This window comes from Dactylosporangium sp. NPDC049140, assembly GCF_040648435.1.
In genome coordinates, this window is record NZ_JBEZDS010000033.1 from 83,892 (window position 1) to 106,020 (window position 22,129).

Consider the following 22,129-nt stretch of genomic DNA (forward strand, 5'->3'; position numbering starts at 1 on the left):
TTGGGCCGGAAGTCACCAGCAAGGTTGTCAGGGGTACGAAGTGGTCTAGCCCCTTTTTCCGCCCTTCGACCGGTGTACGGCGGGCGCCGCGGGGCAGCCCGGCGACATGCGACGTGGACGCTGGGTGGTGGCCATCCTGGCCTGGGTGCTGTGCGCGGGCGGGCTGGCCGCCCTGGCGCTCAACGCGAGCGTCCAGGGGCGAAAGGCCCTGCTCAAGGCGGCCCGACCGGCCCCGGGCGCGCCCGCGACGCCGTCGCCCTCCCCCTCGCCGGACGCGCCGCGGATCCTGCGCACGCCGGGCGGGAACGTCGTCGCCGGCTGCGACGGAAGTCAGGTGCGGGTTCGTTACCTCAGCCCCGCCGCCGGATTCCACATCGTGAGCGCCGACCGTGCGCCGGGGCCGCAGTCCCGCGTCACGTTCAAGTCCGACGGCCGCGAGGTCCGGGTGGTCGTGCGCTGCGCCGGGGACGGCCCGCACGCGGACGTCGAGGGTTAGGTCGCACATCGACCACAATTTATCTCATCCGGACCGAAAGGTCATATCGCCCGTTCCAGCAGCCCGAGCCGGTCCGGCACCACCGCGGTACCGACGCCACGGATCGCCATCGAGGCGCAACGCTGTGCGACATCCGCGGCCTCGGCCAGCCCCGCCCCGGCCAGCCGCCCGAGCACGAACCCGGCCAGGTAGGCCCCGCCCGCCCCGGCCGCGTGGGCGACGGGCGCCGGGGGTGCGGCGGTCCCGACCGTCTCCCCGTCGAGGCTGAGCACCGCCGAGCCCTCGGCGTCAAGCGTCACCGCGACGACGGCGGCCCCGGTACGGCGCAGCAGCTGGCCCCGGTCGCGCTCCCGGTCGAACTCCCCCGCCTCCCGGCCCAGCACGCGGGCGGCCTCGCCCCGGTTCGGGGTGACCAGGTCGGGCCCGGTCGGCGCCCACACCGCCAGGTCGTGCGCGTCGACGGCGAAGAGCGGCAGGTCGAGGCGGCGGGCCGCGAGCAGCGCCCGGACCTCGGGCCCGAGCGTGCCGGCGCCGTGGTCGCAGACGACGACCGCGTCCTGGCGCGGCTCGGCGCTCAGGGCCTCGCCGAGCCGGCGCAGGAGCGTCTCGGTCGCGACCGGGCTGAGCGCGCCGGTGTCGCCGTCGTCGAAGCGGACGAGGATGTACCCGTCGGCGACCACCCGCCGCTTGGTGACCGTACGGCGGCCGACCGCGGTCACGAGCCGGTCGGCCACGCCGGCGTCCCACACGCACGTGCGTAGCCGGGCCCCGGCGTCGTCGTCGCCCACGGCGCCGACGAGCGTGGTCCGCGCGCCGAGCGCGGCGAAGTTGGCCGCGGTGTTGGCCGCGCCGCCACACACCTCGCGGGTGGCGTCCAGGGCGATCACGGGCACGGGGGCCTCCCGGCTCAGCCGGGCCGGGGTGCCGCACAGCCAGCCGTCGAGCAGCGCGTCGCCCACGACCAGCACCGCGGCGTCGCGCCAGCCTTCGGCCAGCGCCGCAAAATTGCCTGAGGTCTGCACCGGCGGCCGCTACCCGGCTGAGCGCGCTTCATTCCCTGCGATATCGGGCCCGGCCCTGCAATGATTGGACAATCGAACGCGCAGACGTGGCGATCATCGGCGGGGGCGTCGCCGGCCTGTCCCTCGCCGCCGAGCTCGCCGAGCTGGATGGCCGGATGGTGGAGCGCTCGGGCGGCCTGCGCCCGGAGCTGCGCATCGTGCTGCTCGAACGGGAGAACCAGTTCGCGTACCACTCGACCGGACGCTCGATCGCGGCCTTCTCGGAGAGCCTCGGCTCCCCGGAGCAGCGCGCCCTCGCCCGGGCCGCGCACGCCATCCTCGACGCGCTCGGGGCCGAGTCCGGCACTCCGCTGCTGCGGGCCCGGCCGCTCGTCTGGGTCGCCGGCCCCGACCACCTCGGCGCGCTCAACGACCTGCTGACCGCGAACCCCTCCCTGCGCGTCGTCGACCCGGCGGCCGCCCAGACCCTCTGCCCCGCGCTGCGCCTCGAGGCCACGGCCCGCGCCGCGGTGGAGCGCACCGCCCAGGACGTCGACGTGGACGCGCTGCAGCAGCAGTACCGCGACCGCGCGACCGCCGCCGGCGCCGTCCTGCGCACCGCGGTCGGCCTGGAGTCCGGCGTCTGGAACCCGGCCCGCGCGGAGTGGACGGTCACCACCGACCGCGGCGAGCTGACCGTCGCGCGGATCGTCAACGCCGCCGGTGCCTGGGCCGACGCCGTCGCGGCCCGCCTGGAGGTGCCCGTCGCCGGCCTGACCAGCTACCGCCGCACGGTCGCGATCGCGGCCGCGGACGGCATCGGCCCGGGCTGGCCCCTGGTCGTGGACGTGGCGAACCGCTACTACTTCCGCCCGGAGCGCGGCGGCCTGCTGATCTGTGCGGCCGACGAGACCCCGAGCCCGCCCACCGACGCGGTCGCCGCGCCCCAGGACGTGAGCGTGGCCCTGGAGCGCGTGACGGCCGCGACGACGCTGCGGCTCGAGCGGGTGCGCACGAGCTGGGCGGGGCTGCGCACGTTCGCCCCCGACCGCAACCCGATCCTGGGCCCCGACCCGAAGCAGGACGGCTTCTACTGGTTCGCGGGCCTCGGCGGCACCGGCATCCAGACCGCCCCGGCCCTCGCGCGCCTGGCCGCGGCCCAGCTGCTGGGCGAGCCGTTCGAGATTCCCGGCCTGCGCGCCGAGAAGCTGCTACCCCGCTGATCGCAGGCGCTCGGCCGCGTCGGCATCGGGGACCGGCGGGGCGGCGGGGAGGGCGCCCGGGGTGCGCAGCAGGGCGCGGTCGGCGTCGTCGACGAAGGACAGGTCCGCCTCCACGTGGCGGGTGGCCGCCGAGAGCAGCAGCGCCACCACCGGGTCCTCCGCCTTGCGCCGCAGGCCGTCGAGGTTGCGCAGCTCGCGCATGAGATAGGTGCGCTGCTGGGTCAGCACCGTCTTCACCGTGTCGGCGTCGCCGGAGCGGGCCGCCGCCGTCACCTTGAGGAAGAAGTCGTCGCGGAACCCGCCGCTGCGCGGGGACGCCTCGCCCAGCCAGCGCCGCAGCTCGCCGCGGCCGGCGTCGGTGATCTCGTAGACCACGCGGTCCGGCTTGATCGCCTGGGCGTGCCGCTGCGACACCACCATCCCGTCGCGGGAGAGCCGGTCCAGGATCTGGTACAGGTGGCCGATGTTCAGCGGGCCCCACTGGGGGCCGACCGCCGTCTCGAAGGCGCCCTTGAGCTCGTAGCCGTAGCTCGGCCCGTGCGACAGCAGCGACAGCACCGCGTGATGGATCGGCATGCCCCGAGATTCTACCCCCTTGCATTGTCACAATGCAGTAGTCCAGAGTAGGGCGCGTGATCCCATTCATCTGGGCGCATCTACGGGGACGCGGCGGCCGGTCGGTGGCGCTCCTGCTCGGCGTGCTCGTGGCCACCACCGGCTTCACCGTGCTCACCGGCGCCACCGACACCGCCCGGCTACAGGTGACCGGCGAGGTCGACCGCAGCGCCGACGCCGCGTACCAGGTGCTGGTGCGCCCCAAGGGCACCCGCACGCACCTGGAGGACGATCGGCAGAAGGTGCGCCCGAACTCCCTCAGCGGCATCTACGGCGGGATCACCGCCGACGAGGCGGCCCGGATCGCCGCCCTCGACGGCGTCGACGTGGCCGCGCCGATCGCCATGGTCGGCTACGCCAACCAGACCCGCTTCGCCTCCGTGGACGTCACCGCCCTGGTCGACCGCTCGCTGGACCGCCAGCTCATCCGCGTCGACCGCACGTTCCTGGCCGACCACGGGCTGAGCAGCGCGCAGGGCCGGGCCGAGTTCCTGTACGTCACCAAGCACCGGCTCGCCTGGCCGAAGCTCAACGGGGCCAGCTCGTCGGGCATCCAGTTCAGCGACGGCTCGGTCCGCCCGGGCGCGGAGCTCTGCGACGATTCGATCGCCGTGCTCGAGGACGGCGCGCCGGTCTGCCAGTGGATCGACGTGGGCGAGATGAGCAACCTGATGAGCGACCTGCAGGGCGCCCAGCTCACCATCCTGCAGCTCCTGCCGGACGGCCGGTTCCAGCAGGGCTCGATGGGCGACCTCGCCGACCAGGTCGTGACCACGGACACGGCCTCGGTGACGCTGACCTGGAAGACGCCGATGCTGCTCGCCGCCGTCGACCCCGCGGCCGAGGCGCGGCTGGTCGGCCTGGACCGGACGCTCACGGCCGGGCACTACCTCGGCCCCACCGACTCCCTCGGCCGGGCGCCCGCGCCGGTCAACGAGCCGATCGTGCCGGTGCTCTCGGTCGAGCGGCCCTACCCGGACAACAGCCTGCGCATCGGCCTGAGCCGGGTGCCCCTGAGCGCCCCGCCGCCCGGCGACACGCCCCCGCACGCCCTGGCCGCGCTCGACGCGATGACGGGCCCGAACCTGGAGACCCGGGCGGTGCAGTCACGCCCGCAGGCCGTCGGGGACGAGATCTTCCTCGACCCGTTCATGCGCGTCGGCGGCGTCGACTACGTCGAGGCGCCGGACGGCTCGCTCAGCGCGGTGCCCGTCGCGACCAACCCGGAGGCGTGGCGGGTGAAGGACATCGAGGGCGTCCACCTGCCGTGGCAGCTCTACGACACCTCGTACCGCACCGTCGCGCAGTCCAGCAAGCTCGGCTACGCCCAGGTCTCGGGCGTCTACGACCCGAGCCGGGTGCAGACGTTCGACCCGCTGAGCAAGGTACCGATGGAGACCTATCAGGCCCCCGAGGCCACCGGAGGCGACCAGCGCACCCGTGACCTGCTCGGCGGCGGCGCGCTGCGGCCCGGCGGCAACCCGGCCGGCTACCTGGCCACCCCGCCGACCCTGCTGACCAGCCTCGCCCTGCTCGACCAGCTCTACGAGACGCTCGGGCTGAGCACCGCGCGCAAGGCCCCAGTCTCCGCGGTGCGCGTGCGGGTGGCCGGGGTGCACGGCTTCGACGCGGCCGCGCGGGAGCGGGTGCGGGTCGTCGCCGAGCGCATCGCCGCCGCGACCGGGCTCGACGTCGACATCACGTACGGCTCGTCGCCCCAGCCGCAGGCCGTGGACATCTCGGCGGGCAAGTTCGGCCGCCCGGCGCTGCGGCTGTCGGAGCTGTGGACCCGCAAGGGGGTCGCCGCGGCGATCGTCAGCGCCGTGGACCGCAAGAGCGTCGTGCTGTTCGTCCTGGTACTCGTGGTCTGCGCGCTGTTCCTCACCAACGCGGTCGCGGCCGGGGTCCGCGACCGGCGCACCGAGCTGGCGACGCTCACCGCGCTCGGCTGGCCGGCCCGGCGCGTGTTCGGCGCCGTGCTCGGCGAGGTCGCCGCGATCGGGCTGGTCGCGGGGGCCGGGACGATGCTGCTCGCGGCGCCGCTCGGGTACCTGCTCGACGTGCGCGTGCCGTGGGGGCGGGCGCTGCTGGCGGTACCGATAGCGCTGCTTCTGGCTCTTCTGGCCGGGCTGCTGCCGGCGCTTTCCGCCGCCCGGGCGCGTCCGGCGAAGGGGCTGCGGCCCGTCGCGTCCCGGCCGCGGCGGGCCGGGCGTCCGCGCGGGCCGATCGGGCTGGGCCTGCGCAACCTGCTGCGGGTGCCCGGGCGGACCCTGCTCGGCGCGTGCGCGCTGGCGATCGGGATCACCGCGGCCACGGTGCTGGGCGCGATCACCTTCGCCTTCCACGGCGCCATCGTCGGCACGCTGCTGGGCGACGCGGTGTCGCTGCAGGTGCGCTCGGTCGACGCGGTCGCGGTGGCGGCCACGGTACTGCTGGGCGCCCTCGCCGTCGCCGACGTGCTGTACCTCAACATCCGCGACCGCTCGGCCGAGCTCGCGACGCTGCGTGCCACCGGCTGGACCTCCGGCGCCCTGGGCCGCCTGGTCGCCGCCGAGGGCCTCGGCATCGGCGTGCTCGGCGGCCTGCTCGGGGCCGGGCTCGGCCTCGGCGGCGCGGCCTGGCTGGTCGGCACCGTGACCGCCGGCCTGGTCTGGACCGCGCTCGCCGCGCTCGGGGCCGGGCTCGGCCTCGGCGGCGCGGCCTGGCTGGTCGGCACCGTGACCGCCGGCCTGGTCTGGACCGCGCTCGCCGCGCTCGCGGCCGGCGCGCTGGTGGCCACCGCGGCCGCGATCGTCCCCGCGCTGCTGCTCCAGCGCCTGCCCACCGCCCGCCTGCTCGCCGAGGAGTGACCATGCCCGCCGACAATGCCGGAGCCACGCTCGCTGTCACGGGGCTCACCAAGCGCTTCTCGACCGGCGGGCCGGACATCGTCGCCGCCGACGAGTTGACGCTGGAGGTGGCCGCGGGCAGCTTCACCGCCGTCACCGGGCCGAGCGGCTCGGGCAAGTCGACCCTGCTGCACCTGGTCGGGGCGATCGAGTCGGCCGACGCGGGGACGATCGTCGTGGACGGGGTGGACGTGACGGCGCTGCGGCGGCGCCGTCTGAGCGAGTACCGCCGGACGGTCGGCTTCGTGTTTCAGCGGTACCACCTGTTGCCCGCCCTCACCGCCCTGGACAACGTGATCGCCCCGGTCCTGCCGTTCAAGGTCGGGTTCGACAAACGCGCCCGCGCCCGGGAACTGCTCGACGCGGTCGGGCTCGCCGGCCGGGAACGGTCGCTGCCGGCCCAGCTCTCCGGCGGCCAGCAGCAGCGGGTGGCGATCGCCCGGGCGCTCATCGGCTCGCCCCGGCTGCTGCTGGCCGACGAGCCGACGGGCAACCTCGACTCGGCCAACGGCACGCAGATCCTCGACCTGCTGCTGGACCTGCGCGACGAGCGCGGCATGACCGTCCTGCTGGCCACCCACGAGCAGCACATCGCGGCCCGCTGCGACCGGCTGATCCGCCTCGGCGACGGCCGGATCGAGGAGGACATCGACCTGACGTCGGGCGAGCCCCCGGAGTCGACCCTGGCGCGCGCCACCCAGCTGCGGCTTTAAGTCGGTTTTTACCCCTTTTCGCGGTACGGTCGAATTTACGTGCCTGCGGGTCGGGGGTGGTATGGCCGCAGCTTGATACCGGCGTGCTCACGCAGCCCGAACGCCTGCGTGCCCTGCACCGCGCCTGCCTTCTGCTGAGCTCCTCGTCGGCCCCGGTCGACGGCCTCGTGCGGCTCGCCGCCCGCTCCGGGCACCACCTTCGTCGTCCGCCTGCCGGCCTACTGCCCCTGAGCGTCCGCCCGGCGCGTTCGCGGCTTTGTGCGCATCGGGCAGGCTGGGGATCGCCACACCGGCCGAAGGGGCGAGGAACGTCTCGACCGCCCTGGACCTCGTCTTCGATGCCCCGGCGCCCGACGGCGTGCATTGGGTGCCGGACAAACGCGGCCCGTTTTGGCTGGCTGCGAGGTGACCTGGTAGCCTGATTCATCGCGCTAGGTGACGCGCCGTCGTGCCGTGCGCTCAAGGAATCCAACCCGAGCTATCAAGACGAGGCTGTCGCGTGGCGAACATCAAGTCCCAGATCAAGCGCAACCGGCAGAACGAGAAGCGCCGCCTGCGCAACAAGTCGGTGAAGTCGTCGCTGAAGACGGCCATCCGCAAGTTCCACGAGGCGAGCGCCGCGGGCGACAACGAGACCGCCGCCGCGCTGCTGCGTGACGCTTCCCGCAAGCTGGACAAGGCCGCCAGCAAGGGCGTGATCCACAAGAACCAGGCCGCCAACCGCAAGTCGGCGATCACCAAGAAGCTGCACGACCTGACGTCCGCCTGACCTTCGCGGACCGCAGTTTCAGCCCTGCGAAAAGCGCCGCCCACAGCCGTGGAGCGGCGCTTTCGCCGTGCCCTGATGCGAACGCCCAGCTCGGTCGTCAGCCCGGCACGTGCCCATGCGCGCGACCGGCCTCCGGATTCCCCACCTGACCTGTTCGCCGGGCAGACGACCCCGCTGCATGGCCACGGCCCCACACCGCGCACGCCGGCCTCCCTCCGCGGCACTCCCCTGGCGGCCCCCGATCGCGGCAGCAAAAAAGTGGCCTTGGAACAGCGGGAGACGAATCTCGCCGGCCCTCCAAGGCCACATCCACCGGCACTCACGCGCCGGATAAATCGGATTTACCGGTTACCTGCCGACCCTCGAGACGCGCCGGCGGCACAAAGCTCCGGACTCTGGCGAACCGCCCCTGGTTGATCCCACCGGTACGCTGCCGCGCCATCTCGTCCTCCGACCGTCAGCCCCGATCGGCCATGCCGCCCGGTCGCGAAGTGCCCCGGCGTGACATTGCCGTCGGTGTCCTCCGACCGCCGCCGCCTCGGTGGCTGCTGCCGCGCATGCCGCCCGGTCGTCTCCCGGTTCAGCGGCTGCGTGTCGTCCCGCGAGTGCGCCCCGGTCTCCGGCTCCTCGTCGTACCGCCGGTGCTCCCCAGAGCCGCTGTCGTACCCCGCGCCGTTGTCATACCCGGCGCGGTAGGCCTCCCCGCGCGCTGCCAGGTCGCGACCCCGGTCGAGACGTCGGCCCCGGCGGAGGCGTGCGCCCCGGCCGTGGCGTCGGCCCCGGCCCGCGCCCCCGAAGCGGTCCCAGCCTGAGCCGCGGTAACAGCCCCGGCCCGCGCCCCGGTAACGGCGCCGGCCCCAGCCCGGGCCCCGGCGGAGACGTCGGTCCCAGCCCCGGAGCGGGTCGCGGTCCGAGCCCGGGTCATCTCGGCCCGATCGAGCGCGGTCGTGGTACGCCGGGGAACCGAGGCCGTCTCGTCGGTGCGGTCATCCGATTCACCCGGGTGGATGACGCCCGATCGAATGAACCCCGATCACCTCCGCGCGCCATGGCCCGGGCGCGCTCGGACCCGCCGATGACCATGTCGTTGACCTTCACCATGATCGCCACGACGGTAGGCAGTACCGGCACCGCCCACCAGCTGACCAGTTCCGCCAGCGCCAGCAGCACCCCCGGCGGCGATCATGCACTCGAACAGCAGGAAACTCACGAACCCGCCCACGTGCAGGTGCCGAAGTCGCAGCGCACGTACGTAGAGCGGTGCCTGTTACGCGAACCCGTTGCTCGTCGTCATCGTCCTATACCTCCACCGCGCGCAGCGACCACTGCGAACACCGCCCGCTCGAGCGCATAGCCGCGGTCATCAGATCCACCCTTCACGGCGGCGTTGCACTCTGCAGCCGCTCGCATGGCATCAACGAGCGCCTCGGCCGTCCAGCCACGGGCTTGGCGCTGCGCGCGTTCGACCTTCCACGGAGGCATTCCCAAACTTCCGGCGAGTTGATATGCGTTGCCCTTGCCGGCGGCGGCCACCCGGGCGACGGTCCGGACCCCGTCGGCGATGGCGTCGGCGATCGGCACGGGGTCGACGCCGACGTGCAGCGCCCACCGCAGCGCCTCCAGCGCCGCGGCCGTGTCGCCGACCATCACGGCGTCGGCGACGGTGAAGCCGGACACCTCGGCACGGCCCTTGTAGTACTGCGCGACGGTCTTCACGTCGATGCGCCCGCCGGTGTCGGCGACGAGCTGCGAGCAGGCCGCGACGATCTCGCGCAGGTCGTTGCCGACCGCCGCGAGCAGCGCCTCGGCCACATCGTCGCCGATCTTGCCGCCCTGCCGCCGGATCTCGTTGCGCACGAAGTCGACCCGCTCGCGGTGCTTGCCGATCTTCGGGGCGGGCACGACGTCGGCGCCGGCCGCCTTCATCGCGTCGGCGAGCGCCTTGCCCTTGGCCCCGCCGGCGTGGGTGACCACCAGCACCACGTCGTCCTCGGGCGCCTTCGCGTACGCCGTCAGCGCCGCCACCACGTCCTTCTTCGCGTCCTGCCCGTCGACCACGACGATGACCCGCCGCCCGCCGAACAGCGACGGGCTCAGCATCTCGGCCAGCTCCCCGGCGACGAGCTCCCCGCCGGGCCGCTGCCGCACCTCGGTGTCGGGCTCCTCGGCCTTGGCGGCGGCGATGGTCTCGGCGACGGCGCGGGAGACGAGCAGCTCCTCGTCGCCGATCACCAGGCGAAGGTGCGGAAGATTCGACACGCGGCCCATCGTGTCACGCACGGCGGCCCACCACGGCGAGCCGCCCTGAGCCGTCGCGCACCACGGCCAGGTCCCCCTGCTGATCGGTACGCATGACCCGGGCCCCGCCGCGCGCCAGCCGCGCCAGCACGACCGGGCTCGGATGCCCGTAGTCGTTGCCGACCCCGACACTGACCAGCGCGACCCGCGGCCGCACCGCCGCCAGGAACTCCTCGGACTGGTACGCGGACCCGTGGTGCGCGACCTTGAGCACGTCGGCCCGCAGGTCCGCCGGCAGCAGGCTGAGCTGCTCCTCCGTCTCCGCGTCCCCGGTCAGCAGGATGCGGAACCCGGCGGACGTCACCGCCAGCACGAGCGAGTTGTTGTTCGGGTCCGACCGGGTGCCGGTCAGCGGCCGCACCGGCCCGAGCACCTCGATCCGCAGCGAACCCACGGCCAGCGCGGAGCCGGGCGCCCCCGCCGTCGCCCGGATGCCGTGCGCCAGCACCGCCGAGCGGGCCGCGGCCGGCTCGGCGAAGCCCGGGGCCAGCAGGCCGTCGACCGCCCGGCCGCGCAGCACCCCGTCGAGGCCGCCGACGTGGTCGGCGTGGAAGTGGCTGATGACGAGCAGCGGTACCCGCCGAACGCCCAGCCGCCGCAGGCACGCGTCGACCGGGTCGGGCTCCGGGCCGGCGTCGACGACCACGGCCGCGCCGGGCCCGGCCGCCACCGCGAGCGCGTCGCCCTGCCCGACGTCGCAGGCCACGACGAGCCACCCGCGCGGCGGCCAGGCGGCGGCGAGGAAGCGCACGGGCACGGCCCCGAGGACGGCGGCGACCGCCGCGACGAGCACCCAGCGCCGCACGACGGGCCACCGGAACCCGACGAGCAGGGCGGCGAGCAGCGCCCCGAGCAGCAGTCCGCCGGCCGCCCCGCCGGGCCACGGCAGCAGCCCGTTGGGCACGCCGGCGCCGCGATGGGCGACCGCCACGAGCCAGCGGGCCGGCCAGGAGGCGACCCAGGCCGCGAACGCGGCCACGGACGGCAGGACGGGCGACAGTACCGCGGCCAGAATCCCGGCGATCGTGGCCGGCGCGACCGCGGGCGCCGCGAGCAGGTTGGCCGGGATCGCGGTCAGGCTGACGCTCGCCGAGATCGCCGCGATCACGGGTGCGCACGCCGCCTGGGCCGCGGCCGGCACGGCGAGCGCCTCGGCCGCCACCCGCGGCCATCCCCGTCGCCGCAGCGCCTCGGTCCAGCGGGGCGCGATGAGGACCAGCCCGCCGGTGGCCAGCACCGACAGGGCGAACCCGGCGTCCACGGCCAGCTCCGGGTCGAACACGACCAGCCCGAGCACCCCGGCCGCGAGGGCCGGCACCGCCGCCCGCGGCCGGCCCAGCGCGAGCGCGACGAGCGCCAGCCCGCCCATGGCCGCGGCCCGCAGCACGCTGGGCGAGGGCCGCACGAGCACCACGAACCCGGCCAGCGCCAGCACGCACACGAGCGCCGCCACCCGCGGCCCGGCCCGGCACCACCGCACGAGGGCGAGCACCAGCCCGACGACGATCGCGAGGTTGGCCCCGGACACGGCGGTCAGGTGGGTGAGCCCGGTCGTCTTGAAGTCGTCGGCCAGCGCCGGATCGAGCCGGCTGGTGTCGCCGACCACGAGCCCGGGCAGCAGCCCGCCCGGCTCGGCCGGCAGCCCCCGGCAGGCCCGCTGCAGCCCCGCCCGCAGGACGCCGGCCCCCCGCTGCACCCAGGGCGCGGCCCCGACCAGCTGCGGCCCGGAGTCCACGGACAGCAGCGCGGCCCGCAGGTCCCCGCCGTCGGGCAGCGACACCCGGGCCGGCGCGACGGCGTGCTGCCCCGGCAGGAGCCCGAGCCACCCCCGATCGCGGGCGAGTACCAGCACCCGGGCCGAGATCGCGATCCGCCGGTCGTCGACGACGACCCAGTCGAGCCGCGCGGGCACCACGACGGTGGACCTCCGCCCGAGCCGCGGGTCATCGGTGATCTCCAGCCCGACCCGCACGGTCGCGTGCCGTGCGGCGAGCCCCCGCAGCGGCTCGGCGTCGCGCTCCCCCACCCGGGCCGCGGTGGCCGCCGCGCCGCACGCCACCCCGGCCGCCACCGCGGCGACGATCCACCGCGAGCCGCGGAACATCGCGGCCACCACCAGCAGCGCGACCAGAGCCAGCGCCCAGCCGCCCCGTGCGGGCAGGAAGAGGGAGCCGATCGCCGCGCACCAGCACCCCAGCGCCGCCCCGACCAGGCGCAGGTCGGCGCTCATACCGTGACCTTGTCCTTGAGCTGCGCGAACTTGGCGTCGCCGATGCCCTCGACCTGCCGCAGGTCGGTGACCGCCCGGAAGCCGCCGTGCGCCTCCCGGTACTCCACGATCCGCTCCGCCAGCACCTCCCCGATCCCGGGCAGCTTCTGCAGGTCGGCGACCGAGGCGTTGTTGAGGTTCACCAGGCCGGACCCGGGGCCGGCGGCAACGGCCGGCACCCCGACGGCGATCATCTCCCCGTCGACGACCTTGCGCGCCAGGTTGAGGCCCGTGATGTCCGTCCCCGGCAGGATCCCGCCCGCCGCCTCGACGGCATCCGCGACCCGCGACCCCGCGGGCAGCCGCACGAGCCCGGGGCGCCGGACCTTCCCGGCGACGGACACGACGAGCAGGGCCGGCGCCGAGGGCTGGCCGGAGACCTCGACGGCGGCGGAAGGGGCCGCGGTCACGTGCGGCCGCGAGAACCAGACCAGCCCGGCCGAGACGCACACCACGACCCCGGCCACGACCAGCAGCACCCGCACCCCGCGCCGCCCCGGATCGAAGGCGGCGATGGGTCTTCGGCGCTCCCGGAAGGTTTCGTCCCAGGGATATTCGTCGTCTGGAGGGAGCTCGGTAACCATGCCACGGAGGCTAGGCCGGCCCGGAGCGGCCTGCGGACCCCCTGTGGATAACTCAGGAGACCCTGTGGATAACCGCCGCGACCATGCCCGGCCCGACGTGGGCCCCGACGACGGCGCCGACCTCGGTGAGGTACGCCCCGCGCAGCCGCTCCCCGAGGCGCTCCTTGAGCGTCGTGAGCAGCGCGTCGGCCCGGTCCGGGGCGGCGAGGTGGTGCACCGCGACGTCGACGTCGGACGTGCCGGCCGACTCCACGGCGATGTCGGCCAGCCGGGCCAGGGCGCGGCTCGCCGTGCGTACCTTCTCGCGCACCACGACGCCCTGGTCGGTGGTGTGCAGGATCGGCTTCACCGACAGCGCGGTGCCCAGCAGCGCGGCCGCCGCGCCGATCCGGCCGCCGCGACGCAGGAACTCCAGCGTATCGACGTAGAAGAGGGTGGTGGTACGCGCCGCCGCCCCCTCCGTCGCCGCGCGCACCTCGGCGAGCGTGCCCCCGGCCGCGGCCGCGTCGGCGGCGGCGAGCGCGGGGAAGCCGAGGCCCATCCCGGTCGACTCGGTGTCGATGACCTCGACCCGGCCGTCGAAGTCCGCGGCGGCCAGGGTGGCGGCGTCGTACGTGCCCGAGAGCCGCGCCGACAGGTGCACGGACAGCACGGCCTGGGCGCCGTCGTCGAACAGCTTGCGGTACACCTGGGCAAATGCCTCCGGCGACGGCCGTGACGTGGTGACGGCGACCCGCCGGGCGCTCAGCGCCTCGGCGACCGTGGCGGAGTCGATGTCGACGGTCTCGAGGCCCGGCACGCCGTTGACGACCACGGCGAGCGGCACGACGGTGAGCGCGCCGGCGGTGGCCGGCAGCGGCGGCAGGTATGCGGTCGAGTCGGTGACCACGGCGACGGCGGGGTGCGGGCGGGTCATGACCGCACGGTAGCGGATCGCCCCACCGGCCTGGAATCCGTCAGTTCTCCACCCTGCTCACGCGGAACGGCGTGCCCTGCTGACAGGTGCTCATGAGCTCGGGCTCGGGCGTGCCGTAGACGGTAAGCGTCGCACCACTCTTCAGCGCCGCCCGGTCGCCGCCGACGAGCAGGTAGGTCTGCTTGTCGGTGGTCAGCAGCATGCACCCGGGCTCGATGCCGTCCTTCACGGTGCCGCGCACCGAGATGAGCGGCTGGGAGGAGCCGAGGGTCAGCGACGGGTGCGCGGACGGGACGACGGCCGAGGGCGCCGGCGGCACGATGGACGGCGGCGGCGCCGTGACCGGCTCCGCCGTCGAAGCACACCCGGCGAGCCCGGCCACGGCCAGCCCCGCCCCGACGATCAGCGTTACGAACCTCATGACACCTTCGACGCTAGACCCAGCCCGACGGTTCCGAGCCGGTTACGGCAGGTTGTGGGCGCCTACGGCAGGTTGTGGGCGTCCAGCATCCAGCCACGCACCGGATCGTGCCGCAGATGGGTGCGGTGGCAGTTGTGCAGCGCCCCGAGCATCGGCGCGTACAGCAGCGGCCAGCCCAGCAGCGCCACGGTCGCGAACCGCGCCGCCGCCCCGTGCGTCGCGACCACGATCACCGCGTCGGGCCCGGCCGCGTCGGCCGTCTCCTGGATCGCGGCGGCCATCCGCTTCGCCACCGCGTCGATCTCCTCGACGCCGGCGTCGTCGACCTCCTCGCCGCGCCGCCACCGGGCGAACGCCTCCGGCCAACGCGTGGTCGCCTCGGGGTGCGTGAGCCCCTCCCACTCCCCGAACCCGCGCTCGCGCAGCCGCGGGTCGTAGGCCGGGGTCAGCCCGGTGATCGCGGCCAGCGCGCCGGCCGTGGTCGAGGCCCGCTGCAGGTCACTGGAGACGAGCACGGTCGGCCGCAGCCCGGCCAGCCGCGGTGCGCTCTCGGCGGCCTGCTCGACCCCGACCGCGGACAGCGGCGTGTCGGTCTGCCCCTGAATCCGCCGGGCCGCGTTCCACTCGGTCTGGCCGTGCCGCCACAGGACGAGCAGCGTCATGCGGTCGCGGGAAGATCGCGATCGACGAACTCGATCTGCGGGCAGTCCTTCCACAGCCGGTCCAGGGCGTAGAACTCGCGCTCCTCGGTGTGCTGCACGTGCACCACGATGTCGATGTAGTCCAGCAGCACCCACCGCCCTCCGCGCTCCCCTTCGCGCCGCACCGGCTTGGCCTTCTCCGGCAGCAGCGCGAGCTGCTCCTCGATGGCGTCGACGATCGACAGGACCTGTCGCTCGTTCGGCGCGGAGGCCAGCAGGAACGCGTCGGTGATCACCAGCTGGTCGGCCACGTCGAGGATCACGATGTCCTCGGCCTTCTTGTCGGCCGCCGCCTGCGCGGCGGTGAGCGCCAGCTCGCGGGCACGGTCAGTGGCAGGCACCGGTCTCCCTTCGTAGAACCATGTTGACTACGCCTCCTTCGTCGGAGGACCGGCCAGTTTCACCGGGCTTGTTCCAGCCTCTCACGCGGGTATGACATTCCGCCCCTCAGATGTTTCCGACTTTTCGGTACAAACCCCGCTTTGCGATGTACTGCACCACCCCGTCGGGCACCAGATACCAGACGGGCTTGCCGTCCTCGACCCGCCGGCGGCAGTCCGTGGAGGAGATCGCCATCGCCGGTACCTGCACCAGGCTGACCCGGTCGGCCGGCAGGTGGGAGGCGTTCAGCTCGAACCCGGGCCGGGTCACCCCCACGAAGTGCGCCAGCTCGAACAGGTCGGCGGCGTCCTTCCACGACAGGATCTTGCCGAGCGCGTCCGCGCCGGTGATGAAGAACAGCTCGGCCTCGGCACCGTACGCGGCGCTCAGGTCACGCAGCGTGTCCACGGTGTAGGTCGGGCCGGCCCGGTCGATGTCCACGCGGCTGACCATGAACCGCGGGTTGGAGGCGGTGGCGATGACGGTCATGAGGTACCGGTCCTCGGCCGGACTGACCGCGAACTCGCTCTTCTGCCAGGGCTGCCCGGTCGGTACGAACACCACCTCGTCGAGCCCGAACCGGTCGGCCACCTCGCTGGCCGCCACCAGGTGACCGTGGTGGATCGGATCGAAGGTGCCGCCCATGATGCCAACACGCATCACCGCATCGTAATGATCGAAAGTGCGAACGGGGGACGTGCGCAGCGTCACCCCGGGACGAAGCGGTACGGTGACGCGCATGACGATGTCCCACCCCAAGGGCGACTTCGACAACAGCCGCGCCGTGTGGCGCTCGGCCCCCGGCGACAGCCACGGCAGCCGCGTCGAGGTGGCGTTCGTCGACGACCTGATCGGCCTGCGCAACGGCGCCGACCCCGGCAGCCCGATCCTGGTCTTCACCCAGGACGAGTGGGACGCCTTCGTGGCGGGCGCCAAAGACGGCGAGTTCGACGTCTAGGCGGCCCGCCACGTCGAGCAAAATCAGAGCAACGACCGAATCGCCGCCATCCGCTCCAGCCGCGGCGCGAGCCCCCGCAGCCGCAGCGCGAGCGACACGGCCTCCAGCGCCGCCTCCTCGTCAACCAATGACGCGAAGCCGGACCCGGACTCCAGCACCTCCCCCCAGTCGAACACCGGCCGCCGCGGATGCGCCCCCACCGGCGCCGGCAACCGGTCGCGCACCGCCTCCACGGCCCACCCGACCCGCTCCGCCACGACCTCGGCGGTGACCAGCGAGTCGTCGGGAAGAGCCGCCGCGATCCCCAGCCCCGCCGCGTCCAGATCGCGCACCCCGGACACCACCGCGTCGATGAACGTGGGCGCGGCCCGGTCGAACGCCACCCACGAAACCCAGGCCGCGACCGACCCGTCGCCGGGCGGCAGGCTCGGCACGACCGGCAGCGACCCGCCCACCGGCAGCGTCTCCACGCACAGGTCGTCCGCCCGCCCGAACAGCGCGTCCGCCGCCGCCTCGGCCATCTCCCCGGCCACGAGCAGCCGGAACTGCCGCATCCGCATCACGGCCGCCGCCCGCATGCGCGGTGCCGGTGGGTGAACGCGTCGATCCGCCGCGCCACCCGTTCGGCCGCTGGTCCTCGCGGCACGGTCGCCGGAACGCCGAGCCACCCCCGGCATCCCGGGCACTCCAGCCGCAGCCAGGCCCGATCCTCAGAAAATTCAAAATTCCGCATTGGTACCTCCCCCGCTGACGCCATCCCCGCCACCCCTCAGCGAACACCAGAAAACGCCGCTTGGGAGGGGCCAGCAGCGCCCCCTTGACACCCGCCACGCCGCGTGCTATCGGCCGCCAAAACGCCTGCTATGCTCGTCGGCATGTCGCAGCGCACCGTCCGCACGAACAGCTGGCGCGCCCCCTAGGGGCGGCCAGGACTCGCGCATCGCGACAACCCCGAACAGACCACCAGGGCCGCCCGGAATCCGGGCGGCCTCTTTGGTGCATTCGACACCGCCCGGGACCCGGCGGCTCCCCAGCCCAGGAGGAACGAGTCCCATGTCCGATCGCCGCATCTCCGGCTTCAAGCCGACCGGCCCGCTCCAGCTCGGCAACTACGTCGGGGCGATCCGCCCGGTCGTCGAGGGCCAGGACCGGCCCACGACCGTCTTCGTGGCCGACCTGCACGCCCTGACCGTCCCGCACGATCCGCGGCGCCTGCGCGAGCTCTCGCTGCAGGTCGCCGGCCTGCTGCTGGCCGCCGGGGTGGACCCGGCACGCACGGTCCTCTACCGCCAGTCCGACCTGCCCGCGCACGCGGAGCTGCACTATCTGCTCGAGTGCGTCGCGAGCTACGGCGAGGTGCACCGGATGATCCAGTTCAAGGAGAAGGGCGGCGGCAGCGGTACCCGTCTGTCGCTGCTGACCTACCCGGTGCTCATGGCCGCGGACATCCTCCTGCACGACATCGCCGAGGTGCCGGTCGGCCGCGACCAGCGCCAGCACGTCGAGCTCACCCGCGACCTCGCCCTGCGCTTCAACGAGCGCCACGGCCCCGTCTTCACCGTGCCGCGGGCCACGCACCCGGCCGTGGCCGCGCGCCTGGCGGACCTGGCCGACCCGACGGCCAAGATGGGCAAGACGAACACCTCCGCCAACGGGGTGCTGTTCCTGCTCGACCCGCCGGACGTGCTCCGCCGCAAGATCATGCGCGCGGTCACCGACACGGGCGGCGAGGTCGCCTACGACCCGGACACCAAGCCGGGCGTGTCCAACCTGCTGGAGATTCTCGCCGTGGCCACCGGCGGCGATCCGGTCCGGATCGCGCGGGACTACCCCAACTACGGCACCCTCAAGAGCGGCGTCGCCGACGCCGTGATCGCCCTGCTGGAGCCGCTCCAGCGGCGCTACTACGCGCTCACGGGGGACGACATCGAGGAGGCGCTGGCCCTGGGGGCCGAGCGGGCCGCCGAGCGCGCGGACGCGACGGTGCGGCGGGTCCGCGAGGCCATGGGACTCACCAGCGGACGGCGCGCTCCCGCAGGTACCCGAGCGACGCCGGAGACGGCGTCGGCACCACGCTGAAGCGCGAGGGCCGGTAGTCGATCTCCTCGAGCACCAGATCGGCCTCGACCAGCAGCGCCCACGGCACGTGGAACACCTTCTCGCCCGGCACGGACACGCCCACCAGATCCACGGCGGGCAGCAGCGCCGGCGTCCCGACCGCCCACTGGGCGGACGTGAACGCCGACCCGTCCGGCCGGGCGGCGAGGGTGGCCTCGGCCAGCCGCGGATCGCCCAGGGTGCGCCGCTGGTGCTCGGCGACGTCCACGGCGAGCCGCCGGGCGGACCGGGCGGCGGCCGGGTACGCCGGGTGGCCCCGATCGGGCAGGAACGGCACCACGCGCCCGTCGTCGTCGGTCGTGTACGCCATCGGCGACAGCGGCCTCGGCGTGCGCACGTACTCGTCGGCGGCGAGCTCGTACAACTGCTCGACCAGGCGCGGCTCGTCGGCGCACACGAGCAGCATCAGCGTGCTCGGCAGGAACGCCACGGCCCGGCCCCCGACCTGCTCGTCGAGCTCGGCCAGCCAGCCCTCCAGCAGCACCCACGAGACCAGCTGCTCGCCGCCGTAGTCGGGCACGTGCAGTACCGACGGCCCGAAGAACCCCGCCGACGCGGGCAGGTCCGCGCGCGCGAGGGTGCGGTGGTGGGCCGCGGCGAAGATCTCCTCCGCGCTCACCCCCCAGCGCGCCGGGCTCTCGATGTCCAGCGGCACGTCCCCGGCCAGCACGACCTCGTCGAGGTGCGGCAAGGCGGGGCGGCGCAGCGTGCGGGTGCCGCGGGCGGCATGGCGCAGGGCGAGCCGCAGCTCGGGCAGGGCGTCGGCGAAGCTCGCCGGCTGCACGGGCGGGGCGAGGCTGTGCGCCACGAACTCCCGCACGAACTGTTTCCGGTCCCCGTGACTGCGCTGGTACTGCGAGAAGGCCTTCGACAGGAAAAGTGTGCTGTACGCGTCCTGGCCGCATTCGCAGACGATGGCGAACTGGGTCGGGCGGAATTCTGCGTCGGTGAACCCGAGTCTGCGCAGCTCGGCCAGCACCTGGCCGGCGAAGCGCTCCCGTGGTGATCGGGCCGGTCGGGTCAGCCGCTCGAGGATGCCCACCGAAGCGACACTAGCCCCAGCCGAGCCCCTACGCGATGGCCTCGGGGTCAATCACGAGTTTTTCGTAACACAGGCTGAGCTGGGTGTGTACGGACGGCCCATACGACGGAATCGGTCGATAACCGGCCGATTCGTACAATCGGCTCGACTCCCGCCACCGTCCAGATGTTTCCCGGAACCGCACCACCCGGTGCCCCCGCGCGGCGGCGAGGTCCTCGAGCGCGGCGAGCATCCGGCGCCCGAGGCCGCGGCCCCGGTACGCCGGCCGGACGTACAGCCCGGTCACCTCGGCCGCGTCGACGTCGACCGGGAGCAGCGCACCGCAGGCCACGGCGCTGCCGCCGGTGACCACCACCAGGTAGCGGGCGGCCGGGTCGACGATGATCGCCTGGCCCTCGGGGCCACCGTCGCGCGCCTGCAGCTCGACCTGATGGTCGACGACGAGCGCGCTCACCTCCGAGTCGTCCGATGGACGTTGCTCGATCAACATGCATCGACCGTACGCAACCCCGATTTCCCCGATGTTTCACTCAACGGGCAATTCGCGTTGCGGGCGACGCTAAAAGTCGTCGTCGTCATCCTCGACGACGGTTGCCCCCGGCGAATCCTCGTATCGCTTGCGCCGCGCGGCCCGCAACGCCTTGCGCTCGGCCGCCCCGATTCGCTTGTTCGGGTCCTCGACGCGGTAGTCGGTGCCCCGGTTGCCGGGCACGAACTCCTCCTCGCCGAACACGTTCGGCTGCCAATCGAATTCGCGGACGCCAATGCGAACCGGGTCTCCGGGCGCCGCGCCGGCCTTTTTGAGCGCGGCCTCGACCCCGAGCCGGGCGAGGCGGTCGGCGAGGTAACCGACGGCCTCGTCGTTGTCGAAGTTGGTCTGGCGCACCCAGCGCTCGGGCGCGCCGCCCTGGACCACGTACACGCCCTCGGCGTCGCGGTCGATGGTGAACCCGGTGTCGTCGACGGCGACCGGGCGCAGCACGATCCGCGTGCGCTCCGGCGGCGGCGCGGCCAGCCGGTGCTGCTTGACCAGCTCGGCCACGGCGAACGTCAGCTCCCGCAGCCCCTCGTGGGTGACGGCGCTGATCGCGTGCACGGCGAACCCGCGCCCCTCCAGCTCGGGCCGCACGATGTCGGCGAGGTCCCGCCCGTCGGGCACGTCGATCTTGTTGAGCACGACGAGCCGGGGCCGGTCCTCCAGGCCGCCGTACGCGGTCAGCTCGGCCTCGATCGCGTCGATGTCCGACACCGGGTCGCGCTCGGTCTCCAGCGCCGCGGTGTCGACCACGTGCACGAGGACCGCGGTGCGCTCGATGTGCCGCAGGAACTCCAGGCCCAGCCCCTTGCCGGTGGCCGCGCCGGGGATGAGCCCGGGGACGTCGGCGACGGTGTAGGTCTGCTCGCCGGCCTGCACGACGCCGAGGTTGGGCACGAGCGTGGTGAACGGGTAGTCGGCGATCTTGGGCCGGGCCGCGGACATCGCCGCGATGAGCGACGACTTGCCGGCCGAGGGGAACCCGACGAGCCCGACGTCGGCGACGCTCTTGAGCTCGAGCACGACGTCGAGCTGCTCGCCGGGCTCGCCGAGCTCGGCGAAGCCGGGGGCCTTGCGCCGGGTGCTGGCCAGCGAGGCGTTGCCGCGCCCGCCCCGGCCGCCCCGGGCCAGCTCGAACTTGGTGCCGACGCCCACGAGGTCGGCGATCACCTCGCCGTCGAGGCTCTGCACGACGGTGCCGTCGGGCACCCGCAGTTCGAGCGTCTCGCCGTTGGCCCCGTCGCGGTCGTTGCCGGCCCCGCCGTTGCCGTTACGGGCCTTCTGGTGCGGGTGGAAGTGGAAGTCGAGCAGGGTGTGCACGCCGGGGTCGACGATCAGCGTGACGCTGCCGCCGTGGCCGCCGTCACCGCCATCGGGGCCGCCGAACGGCTTGAACTTCTCCCGGTGGATGGACACGCAGCCGTGACCGCCGTCGCCGGCCTTCACGTGCAGCACGGCCCGGTCAACGAACGAGGTCACCGCGGAACACCTTTCACAAAGAAGCAACAACGGCGGGCAAGGGACAAATATGCCCCTGCCCGCCGTGAGGTCACCCAGTCCGATTCAGTGCCGCTTCGCGCGGACGAATCGGACCGGGGCCCGACAAACGACGAAATCAGACCGCAGCCGGAGTGATGCTGACCGTCTTGCGGCCGCGCTTGGTGCCGAAGGTCACGTGACCCGGGGCGAGCGCGAACAGCGTGTCGTCGCCACCGCGGCCGACGAGGTCGCCCGGGTGGAACTTGGTGCCGCGCTGGCGGATGATGATCTCACCCGCGTTGACCAGCTGGCCACCGAACCGCTTCACGCCGAGCCGCTGGGCGGCGGAGTCGCGCCCGTTCCGCGAGCTGGACGCACCCTTTTTGTGTGCCATCGCGCTTGCCCTACTTCCCGGTGGAGATGCCGGTGACCTTCACCTGGGTCAGCGGCTGACGGTGACCCTGGCGCTTGTGGTAGCCGGTCTTGTTCTTGAACTTGTGGATCCGGATCTTCGGACCCTTGGTGTGCGCAACGACCTCGGCGGTAACCGCCGCGCTGGCAAGCTTGGCCGCATCGGTGATGAGATCTTCCCCATCGACAAGCAGGACAGCGGAGAGCGTCAGCGCATCGCCCGGCTCGCCCGCGAGCTTCTCGACCTCGATCACATCGCCCTCGGCGACCTTGTACTGCTTGCCGCCGGTCTTGACGATCGCGTACATGGG

Annotated in this window: 23 protein-coding genes; 7 read left to right on the forward strand and 16 right to left on the reverse strand. The window is 73.7% G+C overall.

Annotated features, from left to right (window positions below; genetic code table 11):
* The first annotated feature begins 106 nt into the window (after nt 1-106).
* The gene (locus AB0B76_RS38655) at nt 107-496 is read left to right on the forward strand and encodes a hypothetical protein (RefSeq protein WP_360385003.1); all 390 of its coding nucleotides are present in this window, start codon (nt 107-109) and stop codon (nt 494-496) included.
* A gap of 41 nt (nt 497-537) precedes the next feature.
* Here AB0B76_RS38655 and AB0B76_RS38660 read toward each other — a convergent pair whose 3' ends face one another.
* On the reverse strand, nt 538-1,518 hold the full coding sequence (locus AB0B76_RS38660) for a PfkB family carbohydrate kinase (RefSeq protein WP_360385004.1): 981 nt from the start codon (nt 1,516-1,518) through the stop codon (nt 538-540).
* Nucleotides 1,519-1,604: 86 nt separating this feature from the next.
* On the opposite strand from AB0B76_RS38660, the gene AB0B76_RS38665 reads away from it, so the two are divergent.
* Complete coding sequence (locus AB0B76_RS38665; protein WP_360385005.1) at nt 1,605-2,720, forward strand: FAD-dependent oxidoreductase; 1,116 nt, start codon at nt 1,605-1,607, stop codon at nt 2,718-2,720.
* Here the strand turns inward: AB0B76_RS38665 and AB0B76_RS38670 are convergent.
* Nucleotides 2,709-3,296 (reverse strand): PadR family transcriptional regulator, encoded by a 588-nt coding sequence (locus AB0B76_RS38670; RefSeq protein ID WP_360385007.1) that lies wholly within the window; start codon nt 3,294-3,296, stop codon nt 2,709-2,711. The genes AB0B76_RS38665 and AB0B76_RS38670 overlap by 12 nt on opposite strands.
* A 56-nt stretch (nt 3,297-3,352) precedes the next feature.
* Between AB0B76_RS38670 and AB0B76_RS38675 the strand changes: the two genes are divergently transcribed.
* The 3 genes from AB0B76_RS38675 (at nt 3,353) to rpsT (ending at nt 7,705) form a co-directional block, all read left to right on the forward strand.
* On the forward strand, nt 3,353-6,184 hold the full coding sequence (locus AB0B76_RS38675) for an FtsX-like permease family protein (protein WP_360385009.1): 2,832 nt from the start codon (nt 3,353-3,355) through the stop codon (nt 6,182-6,184).
* 2 nt (nt 6,185-6,186) lie between these two features.
* The gene (locus AB0B76_RS38680) at nt 6,187-6,936 is read left to right on the forward strand and encodes an ABC transporter ATP-binding protein (protein ID WP_360385011.1); all 750 of its coding nucleotides are present in this window, start codon (nt 6,187-6,189) and stop codon (nt 6,934-6,936) included.
* Nucleotides 6,937-7,435: 499 nt separating this feature from the next.
* Nucleotides 7,436-7,705, forward strand: coding sequence for a 30S ribosomal protein S20 (gene rpsT / locus AB0B76_RS38685; RefSeq protein WP_360385013.1), 270 nt, complete (start codon nt 7,436-7,438; stop codon nt 7,703-7,705).
* A 1,290-nt stretch (nt 7,706-8,995) separates the two neighbouring features.
* Here the strand turns inward: rpsT and holA are convergent.
* The 8 genes from holA to nadD form a co-directional block, all read right to left on the reverse strand.
* On the reverse strand, nt 8,996-9,973 hold the full coding sequence (gene holA / locus AB0B76_RS38690) for a DNA polymerase III subunit delta (protein ID WP_360385085.1): 978 nt from the start codon (nt 9,971-9,973) through the stop codon (nt 8,996-8,998).
* Between the two features lie 4 nt (nt 9,974-9,977).
* Complete coding sequence (locus tag AB0B76_RS38695) at nt 9,978-12,233, reverse strand: ComEC/Rec2 family competence protein (RefSeq protein ID WP_360385015.1); 2,256 nt, start codon at nt 12,231-12,233, stop codon at nt 9,978-9,980.
* Nucleotides 12,230-12,856, reverse strand: a complete 627-nt coding sequence (locus AB0B76_RS38700) for a ComEA family DNA-binding protein (protein WP_360385017.1) — start codon at nt 12,854-12,856, stop codon at nt 12,230-12,232. Before AB0B76_RS38700 ends, AB0B76_RS38695 begins: the two co-directional genes overlap by 4 nt.
* A 52-nt stretch (nt 12,857-12,908) precedes the next feature.
* Complete coding sequence (locus AB0B76_RS38705) at nt 12,909-13,772, reverse strand: DegV family protein (protein ID WP_360385019.1); 864 nt, start codon at nt 13,770-13,772, stop codon at nt 12,909-12,911.
* 40 nt (nt 13,773-13,812) lie between these two features.
* Nucleotides 13,813-14,193: a hypothetical protein gene (locus AB0B76_RS38710; RefSeq protein ID WP_360385021.1), complete on the reverse strand. Its 381-nt coding sequence runs from the start codon at nt 14,191-14,193 to the stop codon at nt 13,813-13,815.
* Between the two features lie 62 nt (nt 14,194-14,255).
* Complete coding sequence (locus AB0B76_RS38715) at nt 14,256-14,855, reverse strand: histidine phosphatase family protein (protein ID WP_360385023.1); 600 nt, start codon at nt 14,853-14,855, stop codon at nt 14,256-14,258.
* Nucleotides 14,852-15,235 (reverse strand): ribosome silencing factor, encoded by a 384-nt coding sequence (rsfS, locus tag AB0B76_RS38720; RefSeq protein ID WP_360385025.1) that lies wholly within the window; start codon nt 15,233-15,235, stop codon nt 14,852-14,854. The genes AB0B76_RS38715 and rsfS overlap by 4 nt, the downstream gene beginning before the upstream one ends.
* A gap of 106 nt (nt 15,236-15,341) precedes the next feature.
* Nucleotides 15,342-15,935, reverse strand: a complete 594-nt coding sequence (gene nadD / locus AB0B76_RS38725; protein WP_360385027.1) for a nicotinate-nucleotide adenylyltransferase — start codon at nt 15,933-15,935, stop codon at nt 15,342-15,344.
* Between the two features lie 79 nt (nt 15,936-16,014).
* On the opposite strand from nadD, the gene AB0B76_RS38730 reads away from it, so the two are divergent.
* Nucleotides 16,015-16,233, forward strand: coding sequence for a DUF397 domain-containing protein (locus tag AB0B76_RS38730; RefSeq protein ID WP_360385029.1), 219 nt, complete (start codon nt 16,015-16,017; stop codon nt 16,231-16,233).
* Between the two features lie 23 nt (nt 16,234-16,256).
* Here AB0B76_RS38730 and AB0B76_RS38735 read toward each other — a convergent pair whose 3' ends face one another.
* Nucleotides 16,257-16,787, reverse strand: coding sequence for a hypothetical protein (locus AB0B76_RS38735; protein ID WP_360385030.1), 531 nt, complete (start codon nt 16,785-16,787; stop codon nt 16,257-16,259).
* 499 nt (nt 16,788-17,286) lie between these two features.
* On the opposite strand from AB0B76_RS38735, the gene trpS reads away from it, so the two are divergent.
* Nucleotides 17,287-18,312 carry a tryptophan--tRNA ligase gene (gene trpS / locus AB0B76_RS38740; RefSeq protein WP_360385032.1) on the forward strand — a complete coding sequence of 342 codons (1,026 nt, stop codon included), beginning with the start codon at nt 17,287-17,289 and terminating at the stop codon, nt 18,310-18,312.
* Here trpS and AB0B76_RS38745 read toward each other — a convergent pair.
* The 5 genes from AB0B76_RS38745 to rplU all read right to left on the reverse strand — a co-directional run bounded on the left by AB0B76_RS38745 (nt 18,245) and on the right by rplU (nt 22,126).
* The gene (locus AB0B76_RS38745; RefSeq protein WP_360385034.1) at nt 18,245-19,393 is read right to left on the reverse strand and encodes a hypothetical protein; all 1,149 of its coding nucleotides are present in this window, start codon (nt 19,391-19,393) and stop codon (nt 18,245-18,247) included. The genes trpS and AB0B76_RS38745 overlap by 68 nt on opposite strands.
* A gap of 28 nt (nt 19,394-19,421) precedes the next feature.
* Nucleotides 19,422-19,883, reverse strand: coding sequence for a GNAT family N-acetyltransferase (locus AB0B76_RS38750; RefSeq protein WP_360385036.1), 462 nt, complete (start codon nt 19,881-19,883; stop codon nt 19,422-19,424).
* Between the two features lie 69 nt (nt 19,884-19,952).
* The gene (gene obgE / locus AB0B76_RS38755; protein WP_360385038.1) at nt 19,953-21,407 is read right to left on the reverse strand and encodes a GTPase ObgE; all 1,455 of its coding nucleotides are present in this window, start codon (nt 21,405-21,407) and stop codon (nt 19,953-19,955) included.
* Between the two features lie 136 nt (nt 21,408-21,543).
* On the reverse strand, nt 21,544-21,801 hold the full coding sequence (gene rpmA / locus AB0B76_RS38760; protein WP_360385040.1) for a 50S ribosomal protein L27: 258 nt from the start codon (nt 21,799-21,801) through the stop codon (nt 21,544-21,546).
* A 10-nt stretch (nt 21,802-21,811) separates the two neighbouring features.
* The gene (gene rplU, locus AB0B76_RS38765; protein ID WP_345136130.1) at nt 21,812-22,126 is read right to left on the reverse strand and encodes a 50S ribosomal protein L21; all 315 of its coding nucleotides are present in this window, start codon (nt 22,124-22,126) and stop codon (nt 21,812-21,814) included.
* Nucleotides 22,127-22,129: the final 3 nt, after the last annotated feature.

Bases quoted from the DNA above. Each gene is read 5' to 3' on its own strand.
- trpS (WP_360385032.1), top strand. From the start codon at position 17,287: ATGTCCGATCGCCGCATCTCCGGCTTCAAGCCGACCGGCCCGCTCCAG.
- AB0B76_RS38710 (WP_360385021.1), bottom strand. From the start codon at position 14,193: ATGAGGTTCGTAACGCTGATCGTCGGGGCGGGGCTGGCCGTGGCCGGG.
- AB0B76_RS38695 (WP_360385015.1), bottom strand. From the start codon at position 12,233: ATGAGCGCCGACCTGCGCCTGGTCGGGGCGGCGCTGGGGTGCTGGTGC.
- nadD (WP_360385027.1), bottom strand. From the start codon at position 15,935: ATGCGTGTTGGCATCATGGGCGGCACCTTCGATCCGATCCACCACGGT.
- AB0B76_RS38705 (WP_360385019.1), bottom strand. From the start codon at position 13,772: ATGACCCGCCCGCACCCCGCCGTCGCCGTGGTCACCGACTCGACCGCA.
- AB0B76_RS38750 (WP_360385036.1), bottom strand. From the start codon at position 19,883: ATGTTGATCGAGCAACGTCCATCGGACGACTCGGAGGTGAGCGCGCTC.
- AB0B76_RS38700 (WP_360385017.1), bottom strand. From the start codon at position 12,856: ATGGTTACCGAGCTCCCTCCAGACGACGAATATCCCTGGGACGAAACC.
- AB0B76_RS38670 (WP_360385007.1), bottom strand. From the start codon at position 3,296: ATGCCGATCCATCACGCGGTGCTGTCGCTGCTGTCGCACGGGCCGAGC.
- AB0B76_RS38730 (WP_360385029.1), top strand. From the start codon at position 16,015: ATGACGATGTCCCACCCCAAGGGCGACTTCGACAACAGCCGCGCCGTG.
- AB0B76_RS38735 (WP_360385030.1), bottom strand. From the start codon at position 16,787: ATGCGGCAGTTCCGGCTGCTCGTGGCCGGGGAGATGGCCGAGGCGGCG.
- rpmA (WP_360385040.1), bottom strand. From the start codon at position 21,801: ATGGCACACAAAAAGGGTGCGTCCAGCTCGCGGAACGGGCGCGACTCC.
- AB0B76_RS38655 (WP_360385003.1), top strand. From the start codon at position 107: ATGCGACGTGGACGCTGGGTGGTGGCCATCCTGGCCTGGGTGCTGTGC.
- AB0B76_RS38680 (WP_360385011.1), top strand. From the start codon at position 6,187: ATGCCCGCCGACAATGCCGGAGCCACGCTCGCTGTCACGGGGCTCACC.
- AB0B76_RS38715 (WP_360385023.1), bottom strand. From the start codon at position 14,855: ATGACGCTGCTCGTCCTGTGGCGGCACGGCCAGACCGAGTGGAACGCG.
- holA (WP_360385085.1), bottom strand. From the start codon at position 9,973: ATGGGCCGCGTGTCGAATCTTCCGCACCTTCGCCTGGTGATCGGCGAC.
- rplU (WP_345136130.1), bottom strand. From the start codon at position 22,126: ATGTACGCGATCGTCAAGACCGGCGGCAAGCAGTACAAGGTCGCCGAG.